General features: G+C 48.0%; 17 protein-coding genes and 1 pseudogene. 10 read left to right on the top strand and 8 right to left on the bottom strand.

Translation table 11 applies throughout. The features are described from left to right. Nucleotides 1–75: 75 nt before the first annotated feature. From BM202_RS22470 to BM202_RS22445, 7 genes and pseudogenes are all read left to right on the top strand, one after another. Nucleotides 76–1,176 carry a mandelate racemase/muconate lactonizing enzyme family protein gene (locus tag BM202_RS22470; protein WP_093830331.1) on the top strand — a complete coding sequence of 367 codons (1,101 nt, stop codon included), beginning with the start codon at nucleotides 76–78 and terminating at the stop codon, nucleotides 1,174–1,176. Nucleotides 1,177–1,180: 4 nt separating this feature from the next. Then, on the top strand, nucleotides 1,181–1,741 hold the full coding sequence (locus tag BM202_RS22465; protein WP_093830329.1) for a GNAT family N-acetyltransferase: 561 nt from the start codon (nucleotides 1,181–1,183) through the stop codon (nucleotides 1,739–1,741). An 86-nt stretch (nucleotides 1,742–1,827) separates the two neighbouring features. After that, on the top strand, nucleotides 1,828–2,745 hold the full coding sequence (locus BM202_RS22460) for a serine hydrolase domain-containing protein (RefSeq protein WP_262507701.1): 918 nt from the start codon (nucleotides 1,828–1,830) through the stop codon (nucleotides 2,743–2,745). Nucleotides 2,746–2,771: 26 nt separating this feature from the next. Next, nucleotides 2,772–3,110, top strand: a pseudogene (locus BM202_RS38760) (serine hydrolase domain-containing protein); the annotation flags it as partial. A gap of 53 nt (nucleotides 3,111–3,163) precedes the next feature. Continuing rightward, on the top strand, nucleotides 3,164–3,805 hold the full coding sequence (locus BM202_RS22455) for a cysteine hydrolase family protein (RefSeq protein WP_093830327.1): 642 nt from the start codon (nucleotides 3,164–3,166) through the stop codon (nucleotides 3,803–3,805). Nucleotides 3,806–3,947: 142 nt separating this feature from the next. After that, a complete protein-coding gene (locus tag BM202_RS22450; RefSeq protein WP_093830325.1) occupies nucleotides 3,948–4,994 on the top strand; it encodes an aminopeptidase in 1,047 nt (348 codons plus the stop codon). 29 nt (nucleotides 4,995–5,023) lie between these two features. After that, on the top strand, nucleotides 5,024–5,815 hold the full coding sequence (locus BM202_RS22445) for a DUF3108 domain-containing protein (RefSeq protein ID WP_093830323.1): 792 nt from the start codon (nucleotides 5,024–5,026) through the stop codon (nucleotides 5,813–5,815). 89 nt (nucleotides 5,816–5,904) lie between these two features. Here BM202_RS22445 and BM202_RS22440 read toward each other — a convergent pair whose 3' ends face one another. Together BM202_RS22440 and dnaA are read right to left on the bottom strand one after the other, a co-directional pair. Continuing rightward, nucleotides 5,905–6,879, bottom strand: coding sequence for a GNAT family N-acetyltransferase (locus tag BM202_RS22440; RefSeq protein ID WP_093830321.1), 975 nt, complete (start codon nucleotides 6,877–6,879; stop codon nucleotides 5,905–5,907). A 71-nt stretch (nucleotides 6,880–6,950) separates the two neighbouring features. After that, complete coding sequence (gene dnaA, locus BM202_RS22435; protein ID WP_093830319.1) at nucleotides 6,951–8,360, bottom strand: chromosomal replication initiator protein DnaA; 1,410 nt, start codon at nucleotides 8,358–8,360, stop codon at nucleotides 6,951–6,953. A gap of 314 nt (nucleotides 8,361–8,674) precedes the next feature. Between dnaA and BM202_RS22430 the strand changes: the two genes are divergently transcribed. Continuing rightward, nucleotides 8,675–10,006 (top strand): methylmalonyl-CoA mutase family protein, encoded by a 1,332-nt coding sequence (locus BM202_RS22430; RefSeq protein WP_093830317.1) that lies wholly within the window; start codon nucleotides 8,675–8,677, stop codon nucleotides 10,004–10,006. A 74-nt stretch (nucleotides 10,007–10,080) separates the two neighbouring features. Continuing rightward, nucleotides 10,081–12,318 (top strand): methylmalonyl-CoA mutase, encoded by a 2,238-nt coding sequence (gene scpA / locus BM202_RS22425; protein WP_093830315.1) that lies wholly within the window; start codon nucleotides 10,081–10,083, stop codon nucleotides 12,316–12,318. Nucleotides 12,319–12,499: 181 nt separating this feature from the next. Here the strand turns inward: scpA and BM202_RS22420 are convergent, their stop codons facing one another. Next, nucleotides 12,500–13,573: an NHL repeat-containing protein gene (locus BM202_RS22420; RefSeq protein ID WP_093830313.1), complete on the bottom strand. Its 1,074-nt coding sequence runs from the start codon at nucleotides 13,571–13,573 to the stop codon at nucleotides 12,500–12,502. Between the two features lie 269 nt (nucleotides 13,574–13,842). Next, on the bottom strand, nucleotides 13,843–15,867 hold the full coding sequence (locus BM202_RS22415; protein WP_093830311.1) for a hypothetical protein: 2,025 nt from the start codon (nucleotides 15,865–15,867) through the stop codon (nucleotides 13,843–13,845). A gap of 104 nt (nucleotides 15,868–15,971) precedes the next feature. Here BM202_RS22415 and BM202_RS22410 point away from each other — a divergent pair, with 104 nt between their 5' ends. Beyond that, complete coding sequence (locus BM202_RS22410) at nucleotides 15,972–16,844, top strand: DNA/RNA non-specific endonuclease (protein ID WP_245776747.1); 873 nt, start codon at nucleotides 15,972–15,974, stop codon at nucleotides 16,842–16,844. 70 nt (nucleotides 16,845–16,914) lie between these two features. On the opposite strand, the gene BM202_RS22405 is transcribed toward BM202_RS22410, so the two are convergent. The 4 genes from BM202_RS22405 to gldF form a co-directional block, all read right to left on the bottom strand. Continuing rightward, nucleotides 16,915–17,997: a fatty acid desaturase family protein gene (locus tag BM202_RS22405; RefSeq protein WP_093830573.1), complete on the bottom strand. Its 1,083-nt coding sequence runs from the start codon at nucleotides 17,995–17,997 to the stop codon at nucleotides 16,915–16,917. Between the two features lie 151 nt (nucleotides 17,998–18,148). Then, nucleotides 18,149–19,045 carry a phosphogluconate dehydrogenase (NAD(+)-dependent, decarboxylating) gene (gene gnd, locus BM202_RS22400; protein WP_093830309.1) on the bottom strand — a complete coding sequence of 299 codons (897 nt, stop codon included), beginning with the start codon at nucleotides 19,043–19,045 and terminating at the stop codon, nucleotides 18,149–18,151. 70 nt (nucleotides 19,046–19,115) lie between these two features. Beyond that, nucleotides 19,116–19,475, bottom strand: a complete 360-nt coding sequence (locus tag BM202_RS22395; RefSeq protein ID WP_093830307.1) for a VanZ family protein — start codon at nucleotides 19,473–19,475, stop codon at nucleotides 19,116–19,118. Further along, a complete protein-coding gene (gldF, locus tag BM202_RS22390; protein ID WP_093830305.1) occupies nucleotides 19,472–20,197 on the bottom strand; it encodes a gliding motility-associated ABC transporter permease subunit GldF in 726 nt (241 codons plus the stop codon). The genes BM202_RS22395 and gldF overlap by 4 nt, the downstream gene beginning before the upstream one ends. Nucleotides 20,198–20,235: the final 38 nt, after the last annotated feature.

The following is a 20,235-nucleotide window of genomic DNA, read 5'->3' as shown; positions in this document are numbered from 1 at the left end:
AGAGGACTCACGGAGTGAACGGAGATGTCTCTATTTTCTTCGTGTTTTCCCTCCGTTTTCTCCGTGTTTGAAGATATGAAAATCACCCAGATATCCCTCTACGCTTACAATATTCCCCTTAAAGCACCCATCTCCATCTCGCTCGGCACGATTGAACACGCCCGGAATATTCTGATCGAGATTCAGACCAATGAAGACATTACGGGCTGGGGCGAAGGCTCGCATTTGTGGATGATCGTTGGCGAAACGCAGGCATCCGGACTGGCGGCAGCCAACGACATGGCAAAACTATTGATCGGTCGCGACCCACTCGATATTGAAGGTTGTATCAATACGTTGACGCGCTACCTGCCCGGCCATCCTACTACCCGTTCGGCGTTCGACATGGCCCTTTACGACATTGCTGCTAAAGCCGCCCGAATGCCGCTCTACCAGTTTTTGGGCGGATCAAAGCGGGTACTCGTCACGGACGAAACAATCTACATCAACACGCCCGAGCGAATGGTGGAAGACGCGCTACGTATCCAGGAAAAAGGGGCCGAAGCCATTAAGGTAAAACTTGGCACAAACCTGCGCGACGACATTGGCCGCGTAGCAGCGATTCGAAACGCTATCGGCGACGGAACACCCATCCGTACCGACGCAAATCAGGGTTGGGACGTAGTGACAGCACAGGCCGTGTTGCGGGCCATTGGCGACTGGAATGTTCAGTATTGCGAACAACCGATCAAGCGTTATGACATTGCCGGTTTGCGGCAAATCCGTCAAAGCTCAACGGTTCCTATTATGGCCGACGAGAGCCTGTTCGACGCGACCGATGCCATCCGACTCGTACGCGAAGAAGCCGTTGATTACTTCAATATCAAGCTCTCCAAAAGCGGAGGAATTTTTGAAGCGCTCAAAATCAATGCCATCGCCGAAGCGGCCGGGATTCCGTGTATGATCGGCTGCATGTCGGAGTCCAGACTTGCTCTTACCGCTAACGCGCACTTTGCCTCTGCTCGCCAAAATATGCGCTTTTACGACCTGGACGGCTGTTTTGAACATGCCGACGATCCTGTTTACGGTGGCATTACGTATCATGGTTATCAAATTGAACTCCCTGAAACGCCCGGCATCGGCGCTGAAGTGGATTCAACTTTCCTAAAAAACCTACCGTCGCAGATTATTGTCTGAGTTTATGCTTACCATTACCACTGTCCAATCTGACGCCGATGTGCGTGGCATTTTAACATTACAGCAAGCCAATCTCCGAAAAAACGTACCCATTGATGTGCAAGTCGATCAGGGTTTCGTAACGGTTGAACACGACCCAGACGTATTGGCTCGCATGAATAAAGCGGCCCCAAGTATCATCGCCAAAGACGGCGATACGGTTGTTGGCTACGCCCTGACGATGTTACCCGAATTTGGTACCGACGTACCGGAATTATTACCACTTTTCCGATTGATTGATACGCTTACTTACGAAGGCAAACCTTTAGGCGACTATTCCTGGTATGTGATGGGGCAGGTTTGTGTGGCCGAGGGATATCGGGGGCAGCGGGTATTTGATCGAATGTTCCAACACCACTACGAGGTATACAGTGATCGGTATCAGTTACTCATCACCGATATTTCGGCCAATAATCCGCGTTCGCTACGTGCCCATGCTCGCGTTGGTTTTCAGACACTTCATGAGTTCCACGATCCGACTATTGGCGAAACCTGGGTGGTGGTTGCCTGGGATTGGCAAAAGTAGAATAGTTTCGGTGTAAGGTTTTTGGTATTCGGTTTATGTCGAATCATTGTATACCGTGAACCGAATACTATAAACCGTAAACCGAAATGCGCTTCCTCATTCTTTTCCTTCTTTCTACATCTTTCCTCTTTGCCCAGTCCGTTCCTCAAACCTTCACAACGACTAAATCGCCCGCCGACGCTGGTTTTTCAGCCGACCGATTGAAACGGTTAGATAGCTGGCTACAGGACTTAATCGACAAAGACATAGCGCCGAATGCCGTTACGTTCGTAGCGCACAAGGGTAAAATTGTGCATTATAAAGCCTTCGGGTACAGCAATCTGGCCAAGAAAACACCGCTGAAACGCGATGATCTCTACCGCATTGCCTCGCAGTCAAAGGCAATCACGACGGTCACGTTGATGACGTTGTTTGAGGAAGAGAAATTTCTGTTAGACGACCCCATCTCGAAATACATTCCGGCCTTCAAAAACCCGAAAGTGCTGGTTACCTACGACAAAAAAGATCCGACTGGCGGAACCTACGCAACCCGTCCGGCGAAGAGTGAAATTACGATCCGGCAGTTGCTGAGCCATAACGCGGGGCTTCCCTACGAACATCCGCTCGACCAGCGGCCTGAGTTTAACGTGCCATTTTTCAACTCGACCGCGCCTGATAAACTCGAAGACGTAATCAACAAACTGGCCAAGCGTCCGCTCCTTCGCGATCCCGGCACCGACTCCACGGGCGCAGGCTTTACGTATGGTCTCAATATCGACATTATTGGGCGATTGATCGAAATATTGTCCGGCAAACCATTTGATGTAGCCATGCGCGAGCGCGTACTGGAACCGCTCGGCATGAACGATACGTATTTCTATCTGCCCGACAGCAAAGCCAGCCGCCTGGTTGAGTTGTACAGCAAATCGAGTATGGACAAACCGCTGACCCTGCACACCAATGAAACGTACCGAATTTTGCCACGACCGGAGCAAAAACGTTTTTTTCAGGTGGAGCCGGATTAGTCAGTTCCGCGGAAGACTACGCCAAATTTTGTCAGATGCTGCTCAACAACGGTACGTTCAACAACAAACGGATTCTAGGTCGCAAAACCATCGACATGATGCTGCGGAATCAAATTGGAGCGGCTGAAGTCTGGGACCGGAAAGACAAATTCGGGCTTGGTTTTATGTTGATTACCGAAAATTCACACTACGGGGATCAGGCATCACCGGGCTCATATAACTGGGGCGGCATGTACTGTTCCGAATTCACGATTGATCCGAAAGAAGAGCTTATTCTATTGATTTTCACGAACGTACACCCTTATGCCTACTATGGCGATTTCGTCAAAAAATTCCGCATTGCCGTCTACCAGGCGTTGGAGTAAACACCGGGCTTCGGCACCTTTCGTTATCAATTAGTCACTAAAACCAAGCTGTTATGAATCCGCAAAAAACTGCCGTTGTCCTGATTGAGTATCAGAACGATTTTACGTCGCCGGGTGGTAGCCTGCACGACGCAGTCAAAGGTGTGATGAACTCGACCAACATGCTGGAGAACACCCTCGATCTTGTCGCAAAAGCCCGCGAGGCCGGAGCGGTTCTTATTCATTCGCCTATTAGTTTTCAGGAAGGTTATGTTGAAATCACAAAGCATCCGTATGGCATTCTGAAGGGCGTAGTGGATAGCCAATCGTTCCGCAAAGGCTCATGGGGTGTCGACATTATTGATTCACTGACACCCCAATTCGACGATATTGTGCTGGAAGGAAAGCGTGGCCTGGACGCTTTCGCCAGTACCAATCTCGACTTCATACTACGTAGCAAAGGCATTGAAACCATAGCTTTGTGTGGTTTTTTGACCAATTGCTGTGTAGAATCCACGATGCGGTCAGGCTACGAAAAAGGCTTTGAAGTCATCACCCTTACCGACTGCACGGCCACGCTCAGCGAGGAAGAACAAGCCTTTGCCTGCGCCAAAAATTTCCCGATGTTTTCCAAACCCATGACGCATGATCAGTTTCTGGATGAACTGACGGGCGAGACTGTTCAGGAAGTAGAAACGCGAGGTTACACGGCCTGAACGTATTAACCGTTTTTTCAATTCATAAGCCTGTTCACAGAACCGGTCTACTCCGATGAGTGGCCCGGTTTTGTTTTACCGTTTATTCCCTACCCGTCGTTGTTTAACTTTACAGAGAATTTTGTATTTGATTTTCCAACCGATGCGCCGAAAAATTGCTCTGGTTACTATAGGGGTTCTAGCTGTTTTAGTTGTCTGGCAGTGGGAACTGGTTAGTTACGGCTGGATGCAGGCACGTGGGCAAGTGCGCATATTATGGAACACTAAACCCGTTGCCGAGGTGCTTGCCGATCCGGCCTATCCTGATTCGCTGAAGAAAAAAATAGAACTTATCCGAGAAATAAAGCGTTTTTCTATAGATTCACTCGGATTAGACAAGTCGGGAAGTTATGAATCGTTTTATGATCAGGAGGGAAAACCCATTTTGTGGGTCATTACGGCCGCCGAACCGTATCAACTCATTGCCAGGCAGTGGCATTTTCCTATAATTGGTACGTTCTCCTACAAAGGTTTCTTTGAAAAAGATCGCGCCGATTCGACGGTTTCTGAATTGAAGCGGGAAGGATTTGACACGAGAGTTGGGGAAGTATCGGCCTGGTCGACTTTAGGTTTCTTAAACGACCCCATTTTATCCAGCTTTCTGGAGCGATCTGAGGGCAGTCTGGCGGAATTAATCATTCACGAACTAACGCATGGTACGTTGTTTGTGAAAAATAGTCTGGAGTACAACGAAAATTTGGCGGATTTCGTAGGGGAGTATGGAGCGCTTCGATTTCTGGCGCAGAAGTACGGCAAAGCATCGGCGCCCTACCAGAACTATCTGGCCACTAAAGCGTTTTATGAGCGATATGACAGCCATGTTTTGTGCGGCACACAAACGCTCGATAGTTTGTACCGGACGTTTAAACCCACTACGCCAATCGCCGTCAAAGATTCGCTGAAGTGGCAGACTATTGAGCAAATTGTTGTGTCGTCGGACACAATTACCGACCAACGCAGCAAGTCAAGCGTACGCTCAATAAAAAAACGGCGTCCTGGCAAACTAAACTTACCGAATAATGCGTACTTTATTGGGTATTTAACGTATCGAAAACAGCAGAATCGTTTTCGGCAGGAATTTGAAAATAAATTCGGAGGGGATTTTAAACGGTATCTGACTTACCTGAAAGAAACCTATCCATCTTTATAAATTAACCCTACCAACGGGTAGTAACCCGCATGAAAAAGTTTTTAATTGGCATCGGTATACTTTCTGTTCTGAGCACTGGATTTATTGCGCTGAACGCATATCGGCGTGTTCCGAACAACAGTTTTGGACCCGGTGAACACATCGAATATCGGGTTCATTATGGCTTTCTGAACGCGGCCGAAGCCATTGTAGATGTTAGTCCCACCCTCTACAAAGTCAACGATCGTCCTTGCTATCGTGTCAATGTAGACGGTCGTACGGTTGGGGCGTTTGATCTCGTTACCCGCGTTCGTGATACGTGGCGGTCATACATCGACACATCAGCCATATTGCCGCAAAAGTTTTACACGAACCTTCAGGAAAACAGCTATCGGAAGGAAGAAAACATTACGTTCAATCATGAAGCGAACACTGTAAAAGCCGAAGAACGTACTGAGAAAGACGTATTTAACGTACCGGATAATGTCCATGACCTCATCAGTGGCTATTATTTTCTGAGAACGATCGACTTCAACAAGATCAGTAGTGGTCAGGTTATTGAAGTGCCCGCTTTTTACGATGACACGGTCTATAATATGAAAGTGCGCTATCGGGGCAAAGACGTAGTAAAAACGAAGCAGGGCAAGATCAACGTTATAAAATTGAATCCTGTACTGCCGCCGGGCAACGCGATGTTTAAGCAGGAAGAATCAATCCGGATTTTTGTTTCCGATGATACGAATAAAGTGCCCGTCAAAGTTGAAGTCGATTTGTGGATTGGTTCAATGGTGATGGATCTGAAACGCAACGAAGGACTTAAACAGCCCTTGAAATTTTATTAAGTTACGGGGCTCAAAAAGGTAAAGGCGTGCTACAGCTCAGAACTGTGGTATGCCTTTACCTTTTTAATGCCTGCCTGCTTTAGCATTACTCACCTGCCACGCACTACGTTCACCACCTTTCTGGCAAAGTTCTCAACCTCACTTAGCCGATTCCAGCGTACTGTCCAGAACGGCTCTTCACGAGCGCCAAAACTCCGATAAAAATCTCGAATTGACGACTTCTCCGGACTTTCAAAATCAAAAACTAACTGATCTCCAGCTTTTTCCCTAATAATCTGGTCAATCAGCAACGTTCGCGCATTTCCCTGGCGACCAGCTTCCGATGCTGCATTAAAGAGATAAATTAGTCGATTACCTTCCTGAACAAATAAGGCTCCGGCTTCAATACGATTCTCACGGGTAGCATACCGTAGCACGGCCAGTCCGCGTTTGTTCAAGTCAATCAGCAGGTTTCTGACTATGTCGTAGGCCCAATCAGCCACACCGCCATCAATGCTATTAGCCTGATGTTTGCGAAATAATGTTAGCAAAGGTTCTGGATCAGTAGAGTCAATGACTGTCCAGTTAGCCAGGTAAGCCCGACGTAAATTCGTGACACGGTCGCGGGAGTAGCGTTGCGAAACAAGTTCATAACCAATCGACAGATCAAGAACATGCGTCGTTTGTGCTCGGAACGTATCAAACAGCGATGGATTGTCCAATGGTTGACGCATACTAAACGTTGATCCGTAGCGAAACGCCTGTTGCATGAGTTGGAGAAACGGCATAGAATTAATTGCTTCCTCCCGGCTAAAGATGCCCAGAAACTGACAAAAGAATGGCTGATGCACGACCCAACGATACGCGATACCAGCCACCCGCTTCCGACGTAGTGAGATGGGCATAACAGCCTGATATTGACCATTTTTGTCTACATTTACAAGACCAAACCACTTCCAGTCTGGGCTGGGCAGAACGGCGTCTAAATACCAGGAGTAACCATATAGAATTCGTTGTGAAGAAGCAGCCACGCAGGCATCCCAGGCAGAAGAATTGATTTGGTGGCGCGGTAAAGTTTTCAGCATTTTTATTTTTTAACAGGATAAAACAGACATAAAAAATCCCTTTTATCCTGTCAATCCTGTCAAAAAGAAAGCTACTTAAACTGCGCTTTCAGTTTCTCAACGATCTCACGCGTTTCAGGGTGTTTCATCACCAAATCACTGATAGTCTGAATGGCGTGAATGACCGTACTATGATCACGTCCACCGAAATGATACCCAATGGACTTAAGCGACAAGTCCGTTTTTTCTTTGGCCAAATACATAGCCACCTGTCGGGGATGTACCAGTTCGCGCTTACGACTTTTGGCTTTCAGATCGGCAATCGTCACGTTAAAATAACTGGCCACGGCTTCCTGAACCGTATCGATAGTGACTTCGCGCTCTGAATCGACTACAATGTTACGTAGTGTGTGTTTGGCCAGTTCGAGGTCAATCTCGCGCCGATTCAGCGATGCCTGCGCCATGAGCGAGACAATGACACCTTCCAGTTCCCGAACGTTGGTATTGACGCTATGGGCCATGTACTCGATCACATTGCTGTCGATATAGACACCTTCAGCTTGTAGTTTCTTCTGGATAATGACGATCCGCGTTTCAAGGTCGGGCGTTTGTAAATCGGCGGACAGCCCCCATTTAAAGCGGGACAATAACCGATCTTCCAGTCCATCCAGTGCCCGTGGAGCCCGATCGGAGGTCATGATGATCTGCTTACCCGATTGGTGAAGATGGTTGAAAATATGGAAGAATATCTCCTGCGTTTTTTCCTTCTTTTGCAAAAACTGCACGTCGTCAATTACCAGTACGTCCACCTGCATGTAAAACGCCGTGAAGTCGCGAATACCGTCTGAGCGGACCGCATTCAGAAACTGGTTTGTGAATTTCTCCGACGTTACGTACAGGACAAATTTGTTCTGATTATTATTCTTGATGAAGTTTCCGATAGCTTGTACCAGGTGCGTTTTGCCCAGTCCAACGCCCCCGTAAATCATCAGCGGATTAAACGACGTAATACCCGGTCGCTCGGCCACCGCATAGCCCGCTGACCGGGCCAGTCGGTTGCAATCGCCTTCAACATAATTATCGAATGTATAGCTTGGGTTCAGGTATGAATCAAGCGTAAGCGAATCAAGGTCTTTAAAAATAAACGGACTTTTGATAAGGTCAGGGTTAACATTATCAGGCTTAGCCGTTTGCGTCGATTTCGTAGTTGGGATATTAACGGTCAGTGGTCTGTTCTGCTCGTTGCCTTTATCAACAATAATGGAATACTCCAGCTGCCCATCGCGACCGATAGCTGTGTCGAGGGCTTTCCGTAGGGCATGCACAAAGTTTTCTTCGAGCCACTCGTAAAAAAACTCGCTCGGTACCTGAATCGTCAACACATGCCCATTGAGTTTCAGCGGCACAATTGGCTCGAACCACGTATTGAAACTCTGTTCGGGTACGATTTCCCGGATAACGGTCAGACAGCGATTCCACACCGTCGTTACTTCACGCTGCATGCCTGTCTGGGTTGTTACATTCACGGGGGTACATCACAGTTACGTCGGGGTCGCAAAAAAGGGAGACAAATGTAGAAAATTATTTGACCGTACTCCGTAAAGCAGTAAACGTTTTTTTTAACGGTCTGCCTGAGATATGCCTTTCCCTTTCTCAATGTTAAGCTAAAATTACGCGTTTCATACGGAACGTCAAGGAAACAAATCAATCCCTTTGAATAATGCAACGGAGATCTCCAATAGTAACTACAAATGCGGTTATTCCCTGAGAAAAGAAAAAGACTACTTTTACCAACACATTTTCCCGAACTCATCTGATGGAGCCGCTTTTTTCAACTCTGTTTCCTGCTGCCGACAAAGCGGCCTGGCTGGCACAGGTCCAAAAGGAACTAAAAAACGAATCAGCTTATGAAAATCTGTTGTGGCAAACAGAGGAAGGATTTACGGTAGAACCTTATTACACAGCCGGTGAAATGCACCACCGGCCACTTAAAACGGTTCAGGATAGTCAGAAACAGGCACCCGGCTGGTTAAATGCCCCTGAGCAACAGATCTCCGACGAGAAATCAGATAACGTACTCCTGCGCGATGTACTCGCCCGCGGTGCCGATGCACTCGTTCTTCGCCTTTCTTCTCAAACCGATTTATCCCGCTTGCTGAATGGCATCAAGCTGAGCGATACGCCCATCTTTTTCCGGCTGGATGACAACGTAGCAGCTACTGATTTCGTAAAGGCGTTAAAAATCGTTGCGCCTTACCAACTCAAAGGGGGCTTACTAACCGGTGTTCGCACGTCAATGGCGGAGATTACCCGATTAACAGCAGACTCGCCCCTGTTTCGTACGGTAAGCGTTGGCAGTCACGAATTTCATAATGCCGGTGCCAACGCTACGCAGGAACTGGCGTTTACCCTGGCCTCTCTGGCTGATGCATACGACCAACTCACAAATGAGGGACTGCCGATTGACCAACTCGTCCCTAAAACGCTATTATCTATTTCAGTAGGCACGAGTTATTTTCTGGAAATCGCTAAACTTCGAGCCCTCCGGGTACTCATGAATCGCTTTCTTTCAGCTTATTCCAGTATCACACATCCTATATCCTACACCATACATACACAAACATCCACCTTCTATGACTCTGCGGCCACACCCTACACTAACCTGCTTCGGTCGTCGACCGAAGCAATGGCAGCCGTTATTGGTGGTTGTGACGTACTAACCGTTCACCCATACGATAACGTTCTGGACACCTCAAGCAATGGCTCCGCTGATCGAAATCACGCCGACCGCATCGCCCGCAACGTATCGGTTTTGTTAAAAGAAGAAAGCTATCTTGACAAAGTGGCTGATCCTTCAGCGGGCTCCTACTATATCGAAACCCTGACGAGCCAATTGGTTGATGCCGCCTGGACGTTGTTTCTGGATGTTGAAAAACGAGGAGGGTTTACAAAAGCCCTTGCCGCTGGATTTATTCAACAGGAAATTGAGCGATCCTATCAGGCAAAAGTCGAAGCGATACGTAGTGGAAAGGTTTTAGTGGGCGTCACGAAGTTCCGGTTTGATGAATCTTCTAACCAAACTCACCACGTTTCTAAAAATGGCACAGGTTCACTCCCCAATCGACGACTAGCCGAGGAGTTTGAGTAAATCAAAGTCAAACTTATACCGTTTTAAAGACAGCATCGGCAGTCCGACTTGTAGGTTTATTGCCCATAACAAACATGAGACCCGACTTCACCAACATACAGAATACATCATTACCAGGTAGTGAGAAAGGCACGCCCCCCCTGCCCTCTGCCCCACGCCCTACACTCTTCACTACGTCCGAAGGCATCAAACTGAAACCCCATTTCACAATGGTGGACTTAGCAGAGGCTGATCACTTGAATTATGCAGCCGGGATTCCGCCGTTTCTGCGTGGACCTTATGCCAGTATGTATGTCCGTCAGCCGTGGACTATCCGGCAATATGCTGGCTTCTCAACCGCCGAAGAATCGAACGCATTTTACCGGCGTAATCTGGCAGCCGGACAGAAAGGATTGTCGGTAGCTTTCGACCTGGCCACTCACCGGGGCTATGATTCTGATCACCCGCGTGTGGTGGGTGATGTGGGGAAAGCGGGCGTTGCTATTGATTCGGTTGAGGATATGAAAATTCTGTTCGATCAGATTCCACTCGATCAAATGTCAGTGTCGATGACCATGAACGGGGCCGTATTACCAATTATGGCCTTCTTCATCGTAGCCGCCGAGGAGCAGGGTGTAACGCCGGAGAAACTCTCCGGAACCATTCAGAATGACATTCTGAAGGAGTTCATGGTACGTAATACGTACATCTACCCGCCAGAACCATCCATGCGTATTGTCGGGGATATTTTTGCGTACACGGCTCAACACATGCCAAAGTTCAACTCCATCAGTATCAGCGGTTACCATATGCACGAAGCGGGCGCGCCAGCCCACCTGGAACTAGCTTACACACTGGCAGACGGACTTGAATACATTCGTACGGGACTGCGGTCTGGTATGGGCATTGATGACTTTGTCCCTCGCCTGTCGTTCTTTTGGGGCATTGGTATGAATCACTTTATGGAGATTGCCAAACTGCGGGCTGGACGTCTGATTTGGGCTAAAATCGTGAAGCAGTTTGCCCCAACGAACATAAAGTCGCTGGCGTTGCGTACGCACTGCCAAACGTCCGGTTACAGTCTGACGGAGCAAGACCCATTCAACAACGTAGCGAGAACAACCATTGAAGCGCTGGCAGCCGTATTGGGCGGCACGCAAAGTTTACATACCAATTCCCTGGACGAAGCCATCGCTTTACCAACCGATTTCTCGGCCCGAATTGCCCGCAATACGCAACTTTATTTACAGCACGAAACCGACATTACCCGCGCCGTTGATCCCTGGGGTGGCTCCTACTATGTTGAATTTCTGACTCAACAATTAGTTGAAAAAGCATGGGCCTTGATGGAGGAAGTTGAGCAGTTAGGCGGCATGACGAAAGCTATTGAAACGGGGCTACCCAAACTACGTATTGAGGAAGCAGCCGCCCGTAAGCAAGCCCGAATCGACGGAGGCAAAGACATAATTGTGGGCGTTAATCGCTATAAACCCGACTCCGAAACAACGATCGAATTGCTCAATATTGACAATCAGGCAGTGCGTGACACGCAGATAAAGCGGTTGGAGGAATTAAAGGCAAATCGAAATCAGGACAACGTAGCGAAAACGTTGGCAGCTATTACGGACGCAGCGTCTATCCCACCCCTAACCCCTCCCCTGTTTTCAGGGGAGGGGAAGACCTCTTCGGAATTATCCCCCTCCTCTGAAAACAGGGGAGGGGTTAGGGGTGGGGTAAACCTCCTCGCCCTTGCCGTCGAAGCGGCTCGCCACCACGCTACGTTAGGTGAAATTTCTGACGCTATGGAAAGAGCTTTCGGCCGTCACAAGGCCACGATTCGGGCTATATCCGGTATTTATTCGGCTGAAGTCTCCGACGATGAGAACTTCCGGCTGGCCCGCGAAATGAGCGACCGTTTTGCGGAACTCGACGGTCGACGTCCCCGAATTCTGGTTGCCAAGATGGGTCAGGATGGCCACGATCGGGGTGCGAAAGTCATTGCTACAAGCTTTGCCGATCTGGGTTTCGACGTAGACATGGGACCGCTCTTTCAAACACCGGGCGAAGTCGCTCAGCAAGCGGCCGAAAACGACGTCCATATCGTGGGCGTATCAAGTTTGGCCGCGGGTCACAAAACACTGGTACCCCAACTGATTGAGGAATTAAAGAAAATCGGTCGCGACGACATTCTGGTCATTGCAGGTGGCGTCATTCCCGCCCAAGACTACCAGTTTCTCTACGACGCGGGCGTTCGCGGTATTTTTGGCCCAGGAACCGTCATTTCGATAGCCGCTCAGAAGATTTTGCGGGAATTGATGGGTGAAACCCTTTAGATGAAAATCTATATGAATTCGTTAACGCCAGACGCTGGACTCATACTCTGGCAAGTATTTAGCATTGGTTTGACCGTTTTGGTTTTGGCAGCTGTCATTCGCTGGTGTATTCGGCAATTCAAACAGTAATATCAATTACTACGCATGTTCGCTGGGACACTTCGTTGAATTACACACTTATTTAGCTCACCCGCACTAATTTTATCGGATACGTTTTTTTGGAATTCCACTGAGCAACATACAAGCTCTCGTCCTCATCGACTAATACGTCGTGGGGGTGCAGAAATGAGGCAAACTCCCGGTCTTTTCGCTGTTCCTGCAACTGGTCGTCCTTATAAATTGGCTCTGAACCACCCGGTGTTGACACAACTTTATTAGCCTTATCCAAAATCTGAACATAGCCCGAATCGGGATACGAGTCGGACGTGCTACGGAAAACAGCGCCGTAAATCATGTCATTATGCAACACAGGGCGACAAATATATGATCCGGGTAGTGCAATAGTAGACAAATATTTCCCATCCATCGAAAAGCGTTTCAGGCAATTATGTCGGCGGTCCGTGATAAGCAACGTAGGGCCGGAAATACCGGCTACCTGATTTTTCCGGGTATCGACTAAAATCCCATGGCAACAGTCAAATTGTTCATTATCAGCTCCTTTACCACCCCAATGGCGAATGTATTGTCCCGTTTTATCGTACTGCGTAATATAATTTTCGCCGTAACCATCTGCTACGTAGATATCGCCATTAGTGGGATTGATGGACGTTTCGGTAGGTTTGAACTGTGTCGGATGCGCATAAACGCCCGTTTCTTTCGGGTAGTCAATTTTCAGGATTTCGCGGCCTTTCAGGTCTGTTTTGATAACCTGATGGCGGTCGGTATCACTAATGAACAGAAACTGCTGCCCCCCTTCGTTCGCTAGAGACAGACCGTGTGCGCCAGGATAGGAATTTCCCCAGCTTTCGAGCAGCTTTCCCGATTTATCGTAAATCAGTACGTTGTTTTTAGTCTCGTTCGTCAGCAAAATAATGCGGCCTTTTGCATCCTGCACCATTTCGTGGCAATCGTTCACCGGATTCTTGCTGGAATCGAGTATACCCCAGTTTGGTACGGCACGGTACCGATAGCCACCGTGCCCAACAACAGTTTCTGAAACTTTTGGCCTGGCACCAAACAGGATCGTGGGGATGGCGATTCCAGCGGCCGCTGTGGTGGCTGCCTGAGCAAGAAAGGTTCGGCGCGTACTTTTCATAATGGGGTTCGGCAATAATCCTGTTTACTGGTTTTGATAAGAATCTCACATTCAGCGTCAGTACAAACCAAAGTCTCTTCTTTCTTTTTTTTACCGTTGAGTTCACTTTTTCGCAAGATGTCGCTTCGTTCGATTAACCCACTACGTATCCAGGCTCATCAAGCGCTAGTAATTTGACATATTAGCGATTATAAATCGGCTATAACAAAAAATTCCACGTTGCTACGTAGCAACGTGGAATGGTAATATTTTAGCTATTCAGCTACTCGTTAATACTTATTCAGCACCGAATCGGGCAGGAATTTGACATCAATGCCCGTTGATTTATAAAGGTTAGCCCGGTTGTTCTGTCCATCCACGTAGGCCGGATTAACTACCATTGATCGGTTATAGTAGTAGGAAGCCAATTCCAGCTTCTGACGACTATTCTGTGCGATACCTTCTCCCTGATAAATCACCCCCAGGTTGTTGTAGGCTGGCGCATAGGCATTGGCCGCCCGAATGGTTTGCTTGTAGTAATATTTAGCCGAGTCCACATTCGGCGTAATCTTCTGAAAAACATAGGCCATCGAAAAATACGCTTCACCGAAACTGGGATAAATACGGGTTGACTCCTGCAGGTGATCGAGCGCCCATCGGCCATGTATATTGGCCCGGGCAACGTTGGTGTCAATCAGAACCTGAGCTTTCTTTAGTTGATCAGGCGACGGTTTGGGCTTTATGGCATTGGTAGCGTTAGCAATCGAATCAACCTCCGTGCGATCTTTCAACCCTTTTTCAATCCACTCATTCGCTACGTGCCGTTGCACCTGGCAGCTATTGGGTGCATAAGGCAGGGCCGAGTTAAAGAGAACAAAATTATTTTCCCAATCGCGGTTACGCTCGATGGTTTTGAAGGCGTATAAACCCGTAATAATAGCCATCAATCCGAACAAAGGCGCGTAACGGACCAGCATTGGTTTTGACGACGATTCACTGCTGGTATCGACGAAATTACGTAACAATAGTTTCTGCAACGCCCAGATGAGTACAAATCCGAAGCCCATTACGGCTGCGTAGGTAAAGCGTTCGGCGAATATGCCGCCCCGCAACCAGATGAAACCCAAACCTGGCGTCATTGTAACGAGGAACCAGAACAACCCAAAACCCCACAAGCTACGTTTCACGAATCCTTTCCAGGTTAACCAGATCAATCCAACAAAGGTGATAAAGCCAGCCCATGTCAGTAAATCGCCCTTTCCACCCGACGGGATTACATTGTAGGAATAATCATACACCAGCGGATGCGGCAGAATCAGCAACCGGATGTAGTATTCCAGAAATTTAAACGTAGTGGATTTTTGCGTCTTCTCGATTGCATACGGGTAGTTGGCCCAGTCGACCGGTGGCGTGCCGCTCAATGTACCAATCATTTTCTGCTTCTGATAGAAAAACAGGACGGTCACAAGCAGAAAAGGCCATAAACTAATGAGCGACTGCCAGACGGACCGTCGGGCAAACCAATATTGCATGGCTGGAATCAGCGCCAGACTCACAATAGATGATTCCTTTGAGAGAAATGCCAGGTAGAGCGATACGCAAGCCCCTGCTATCCAGCCCCATTTGTTTGTTTCCAGGTAGTGCCAATAGGACAGCAGCATCAGGGCAATGAACAGAAAACTTAATATCTCATCGCGGCCCTTAATGTTGGCAACAATTTCGGTATGGATGGGGTGCGCCATGAAAACCAGCCCGATCAGAAAAGCGGTAATCGTTTGGGCAGAGAGCCATTTCTGGAGTAAGATGCCAACCACTAAACCTGTCAGGCCGTACAACCCAGCATTGATTATATGGCTGATGTTGGGGTCACCATTGAAATACTCCTGTTCGAGCGCAAACGTAATGAGCGACAACGGTCGGTAATACCCTAGTGAGATATTGCTAAAGTGCCAAAACTCAGTACGCAGCAAATCAGGGATACCCGCAATCCCTCTTTTAACGAATAGATTTTGCCCAATGGCCGCAATATCATCGAGCGCAAATTGATGCCCAAACGTATTGATGTACAAAGCAAACCCAAGTAGAGCCAAAGCAAGCGGAGGCCACCAAACGACAGGTCGCTCCTCAATCGGCAGGTTAGATGCAGGGGGACCATTAACAGGTTTCGTTGCCGTTGGACGAGTTATGGGGCGCTGGGCAGCTTCGGCGGGACGAACTGAAGCAGGACGAACAGAACCAGGGGCTGGTGCCGGAGTAAGTTTAGGTACTACAGGGCGTGGAGTATCGTTACCTGATGATTGCTTTTTTTTGGCCATGATAGCAATTATACGTCTGTTTCAGGGCAATTTATCTTTCCACTTAGTTCTAATAGGCTAAGTAGAGTTTCATTACATTTATAGACATGTAAAGTTCTGCAAGAATGTTAGCAAAATCAATCAATATGATGTATCAACTGAAAACAATCCTCTTAGCCGTTACCTTGGGGCTCTTACTGGATGGGTGCCGAACTGTACGCCCAGTCATAGCGCCCGCTTCCCTACACCGCACGGATAATCTCGCCCTTGGTAATCCGAGTGGTGCATCGACCGATAATCCTGATAATTACCTGCTGACAAAGCCTCAATACGTTGTGTCGTACAATCGCAGTCGGGGAATTGCGAACTGGGTCAGCTGGCGCTTGAGTACGGCCTGGAAAGGTGATGCAAAACGGACCAATGAGTTTCGGCCTGACGCTACGTTACCGACTGGCTGGTATGCCGTCCGCACGTCCGATTACACGAACACGGGCTTTGACCGGGGACACCTCTGCCCCTCCGACGACCGCGACAATACGCCCGAAGACAATGCCGCTACGTTTATTCTAACTAACATAGTTCCGCAGGCCCCTCGTCATAATCGGGAAGTATGGAAAAGCCTGGAAGATTACGAACGGCAATTGATGGGCGGTGGTAATGACGTTTACATTGTCGCGGGCACAAGTGGAACGGGAGGCACTGGGCAAAACGGCTATGCTACGTCCCTGGCTAATGGCAAGTTGACCGTTCCGGCAACGCTCTGGAAAATACTGATCGTCGTTCCTGTTGGTTCTGATGATTCTTTTCAACTTACGTCCAATACCCGAATTATTGCCGTAAATATTCCTAACGATCAATCGGCTGCGGATAAACCCTGGAAAGCTTACGTAACCAGCGTCGATGCATTGGAAACCCTGACGGGCTATGATTTTCTCTCGAATGTGCCCGTCGACATCCAGCGTATCATTGAAATGCGAATCGACGGCGGGAATAGCTAGACTAGCTGATTCTGTAGATTCTTTAGAGAATAGTCTATTAAAGAATCTACAGAATTATATATGGCACTGATCAGGCAGCGACTGCTACGTTGGCCATCGTCAAACTTTCAGTACGGAACGGAATCCGTTTCGTACGCCGACGTAATAAAGCAATCGCTTCTTCATCATTGGCAAACGTACCATTGATATTAACCATGTGCTGGGCCAGTATATCATATCGGCCGCGCATCAGCAGGAAGAAAACGTTTCCAAAGTCCAGGCCATCAAAAACAATGGCTTGGTTTTGAGCGTATTTATCGATCGTTTTTAGGAAAAACGTGGGGTGTTCACTCCAGTGCATACCAGGCCGAACGTGGTGGCTAATGTGGTAGCCATCATTCCAGCACTTTTTGTTATAGTTCACATTGATGCACGTAAGGCTATTTTTATAGGCATTACCGGGGTCTTCACCATCTACGAACGAGTGTTGTGTCCAATTCCCCACCATAGCAATCAAGCGGTAAATAAAGAGCGGGAATACGAAGACGGCGATTACCGCAGGCCAGCTCACAAAACAAAGTGCTATGCAAACGACGCCGAATATCATTTCACCGGCAAAGGCACGAGTGGCTAATTTAGACCGGTTCTTCTTCCGGAGATAACCCAACAGATTACGAACACCTACGACAAAAAAACGTCCAAAATAAGCGATAAAGCTTCGAACGCTATCCCGTTGATACGTCATGGTACTGCTGTCATCATCTTCGAGATTGTTCTCGGGATGGTGCATGCCAATGTGGTGACTGTAGTAGGTTTCGGGGGTGTGCCCAAAAAGGGGAGCCAGTATCCAGGGCAGGTAGTTGTTCATCCAGCCATATTCAGACTTGAAGAACTGCCGGTGACTGGTGCAGTGAAGCATTAAGCCAAATGGACCTTTAATACCGAAATTGCTAAAGCCAAAATGAACCACAGCCACTACCCACCAGGCCCAGCCCGTCAGAAAGGGCATAAACAATAAAACACTAAGCGGAATTAAAATAAGGCTAATCCGAATGGTAAGATAAATAAAGGGTAGATCTCGTTCGTCTTTGATGTATTGGAGGAAAAATCGGTCAAACCGATTATACTCACGCCCTGTGAAAACGGGGTCGCTGATGGCGCTCAGTACCTTCATGTATGCGTACAGTGGTTCTATAAGTTTAAAATAAGTTCGGGCAGTTTCGATTGTACTATAAATGACAATCGAAACTGCCCGAACCTTACGGTATATAATACTAACGAAAAAAAAGGCAATTGGATTGAGTAATAATTTTTTAGGATGAAATTTATTTTTTCTCGACAGCGTGCCCACCGAACTCGTTCCGTAAAGCTGCTACTACTTTTCCGGTAAACGTATCATCTTGCAACGACCGGTAGCGCATGATGAGTGACAGAGCCATTACGGGTGTTGGAACACCCAGATCGAGTGCTGTTTCGAGCGTCCATTTGCCTTCGCCGGAAGAGAACATCTTGCCCTTAATCGCATCCAGTTTAGGATCTTTACTAAAGGCATTTTCGGTCAGTTCCATCAGCCAGCCCCGAATAACGGAGCCGTGACTCCACATTTTGGCAACGGCTTCAAAGTCGAGCGGGAACTGACTTTTTTCCAATACCTCGAACCCTTCGGCAATGGATTGCATCATGCCGTATTCGATTCCATTGTGTACCATTTTGGTGAAGTGGCCACTACCCGCAGGACCGGTATAGAGATACCCATCTTCAACCGAAATATCTCTGAACACGCCATGTAAGGGCTCAATTACGTCGGCGTCGCCACCAACCATGGTACAGGCTCCGTTCAAAGCCCCGCTGATGCCTCCACTGGTACCGCAGTCCAGGAAACCGATACCTTTCTCTTTCAAATATTCGTGACGACGCAGCGAATCCTTATAATGCGAGTTTCCACCATCAATAACAATGTCGCCCGCTTGCATTACGGTTAACAGTTGTTCTATGACTTTATCGACCAGGGGCCCGGCCGGTATCATTAGCCACAAAACCCGTTTCTCGGGCAGCGCATTATAAAGGTCCTGTAGCGTATTGACTCCCTGGGCGCCTTCAGTTTTAATAGCTTCGACCAGCGTCTCATTAATATCGTAGCCAACAACGGTATGACCGTGCTTTACCAGGTTACTGACGAGGTTAAACCCCATCTTTCCTAAGCCAATGAATCCAATATGCATAATGATCAATGATTTGAGCGGTTAATTTGGTGATTTTTTCCTTAATCACCTTCTGATGAGCCAATAGAATTTAAAAATCCTGCCTTGGAAACAGCCGATACCAGACCAGAGCCAGCCCCACTCCCACCAGCGTGCCAATAGAATCGGCAACAAGATCTTCAAAATCGCAACTTCTGTTGATGGGTAATATGTATTGAAGCCCTTCGATTAAGGCGCCAAAAAGTACTCCAATAATGAGTGCAGTTTGTAGTCTCATACCCGTCATCATCCACAGCAGGGAAAATGGCACAAATATGGCTACGTGCATGAGTTTATCGTTCCAGGATATGATTGGGCCGGGTATTTCATCGTGGGGAGCCAGGCAGCCAATCAATATAATGATTGTCCAGGTGATGGCTAGCCCACGTAGCAGTATTGGATTAATTCTCATTTGGAAGCTTTCAGTCGGTTGGCTGTCAGTAGTAGAAAAAGTATAATCAGGCTAAATAAGTAAACAACGTTGCGCGAGTCAATTACACCCCTTCCCAAGGCCCGGTATTGTTCGTCTAACGCGAATGAGGACAGATAATAGGCTACGCTACCAAGAATCGACAAGCCTGCCAGCGCACTCAGCCCAGCGTAAAGCAGAAAGCAGAAAAATACGCCCAGCACAAAAGCAACTACCTGATTATCGTTGAGTGACGACGCCCACAAACCAACGGACACAAACACGCCTGACAACAAAATTAGCCCAATATATGAACCAAATACGCCCGCTGAATCAATATTGCCAGCAGGCGAACCGAGTTGATAAAGTGAAACGTAGTACAGCAGGGTTGGTAGTAACGTAAGGGCCACTAAAAGCCAGCTCGCCAGAAACTTCCCAACCACAACGCCCCACCGGCTAACGGGTTTCGTCAACAACCATTCGAGTGTACCCGACCGAACTTCATCGGCAATGGCGCGCATCGTGATAGCGGGTACAAGAAACAGCATGACATAGGGCGTCAGATTAAAGAACGTGCCCATGTCGGCGTACCCGTTTTCGAGCAGACTCGTGTCGGGAAACACCCAGAGCAACAATCCAAGAGCCGTCAGGAACACGCCCATGATGATGTACGCAATAGGCGATGAAAAGAACTGATTGACTTCTTTGCGAAAAATGGCCAGCATAGTGCGGTTTTGGGTTTACGGTATACCGTAACCTGTAC

The organism is Spirosoma endophyticum, assembly GCF_900112365.1.
Lineage (GTDB): Bacteria > Bacteroidota > Bacteroidia > Cytophagales > Spirosomataceae > Spirosoma > Spirosoma endophyticum.
The sequence above is the reverse complement of the archived record's forward strand: the minus strand, read 5'-3'. Positions and strand labels throughout refer to the sequence as shown.

What these genes read in the sequence shown, in the direction of transcription:
- BM202_RS22465 (WP_093830329.1), top strand. Translation starts at nt 1,181, where the DNA reads ATGCTTACCATTACCACTGTCCAATCTGACGCCGATGTGCGTGGCATT.
- BM202_RS22420 (WP_093830313.1), bottom strand. Translation starts at nt 13,573, where the DNA reads ATGAAAAGTACGCGCCGAACCTTTCTTGCTCAGGCAGCCACCACAGCG.
- BM202_RS22470 (WP_093830331.1), top strand. Translation starts at nt 76, where the DNA reads ATGAAAATCACCCAGATATCCCTCTACGCTTACAATATTCCCCTTAAA.
- scpA (WP_093830315.1), top strand. Translation starts at nt 10,081, where the DNA reads ATGAGACCCGACTTCACCAACATACAGAATACATCATTACCAGGTAGT.
- gnd (WP_093830309.1), bottom strand. Translation starts at nt 19,045, where the DNA reads ATGCATATTGGATTCATTGGCTTAGGAAAGATGGGGTTTAACCTCGTC.
- BM202_RS22440 (WP_093830321.1), bottom strand. Translation starts at nt 6,879, where the DNA reads ATGCTGAAAACTTTACCGCGCCACCAAATCAATTCTTCTGCCTGGGAT.
- BM202_RS22415 (WP_093830311.1), bottom strand. Translation starts at nt 15,867, where the DNA reads ATGGCCAAAAAAAAGCAATCATCAGGTAACGATACTCCACGCCCTGTA.
- BM202_RS22405 (WP_093830573.1), bottom strand. Translation starts at nt 17,997, where the DNA reads ATGAAGGTACTGAGCGCCATCAGCGACCCCGTTTTCACAGGGCGTGAG.
- gldF (WP_093830305.1), bottom strand. Translation starts at nt 20,197, where the DNA reads ATGCTGGCCATTTTTCGCAAAGAAGTCAATCAGTTCTTTTCATCGCCT.
- BM202_RS22460 (WP_262507701.1), top strand. Translation starts at nt 1,828, where the DNA reads ATGCGCTTCCTCATTCTTTTCCTTCTTTCTACATCTTTCCTCTTTGCC.
- BM202_RS22450 (WP_093830325.1), top strand. Translation starts at nt 3,948, where the DNA reads ATGCGCCGAAAAATTGCTCTGGTTACTATAGGGGTTCTAGCTGTTTTA.
- BM202_RS22445 (WP_093830323.1), top strand. Translation starts at nt 5,024, where the DNA reads ATGAAAAAGTTTTTAATTGGCATCGGTATACTTTCTGTTCTGAGCACT.
- BM202_RS22395 (WP_093830307.1), bottom strand. Translation starts at nt 19,475, where the DNA reads ATGAGAATTAATCCAATACTGCTACGTGGGCTAGCCATCACCTGGACA.
- BM202_RS22410 (WP_245776747.1), top strand. Translation starts at nt 15,972, where the DNA reads ATGTTAGCAAAATCAATCAATATGATGTATCAACTGAAAACAATCCTC.
- BM202_RS22430 (WP_093830317.1), top strand. Translation starts at nt 8,675, where the DNA reads ATGGAGCCGCTTTTTTCAACTCTGTTTCCTGCTGCCGACAAAGCGGCC.
- dnaA (WP_093830319.1), bottom strand. Translation starts at nt 8,360, where the DNA reads ATGCAGCGTGAAGTAACGACGGTGTGGAATCGCTGTCTGACCGTTATC.
- BM202_RS22455 (WP_093830327.1), top strand. Translation starts at nt 3,164, where the DNA reads ATGAATCCGCAAAAAACTGCCGTTGTCCTGATTGAGTATCAGAACGAT.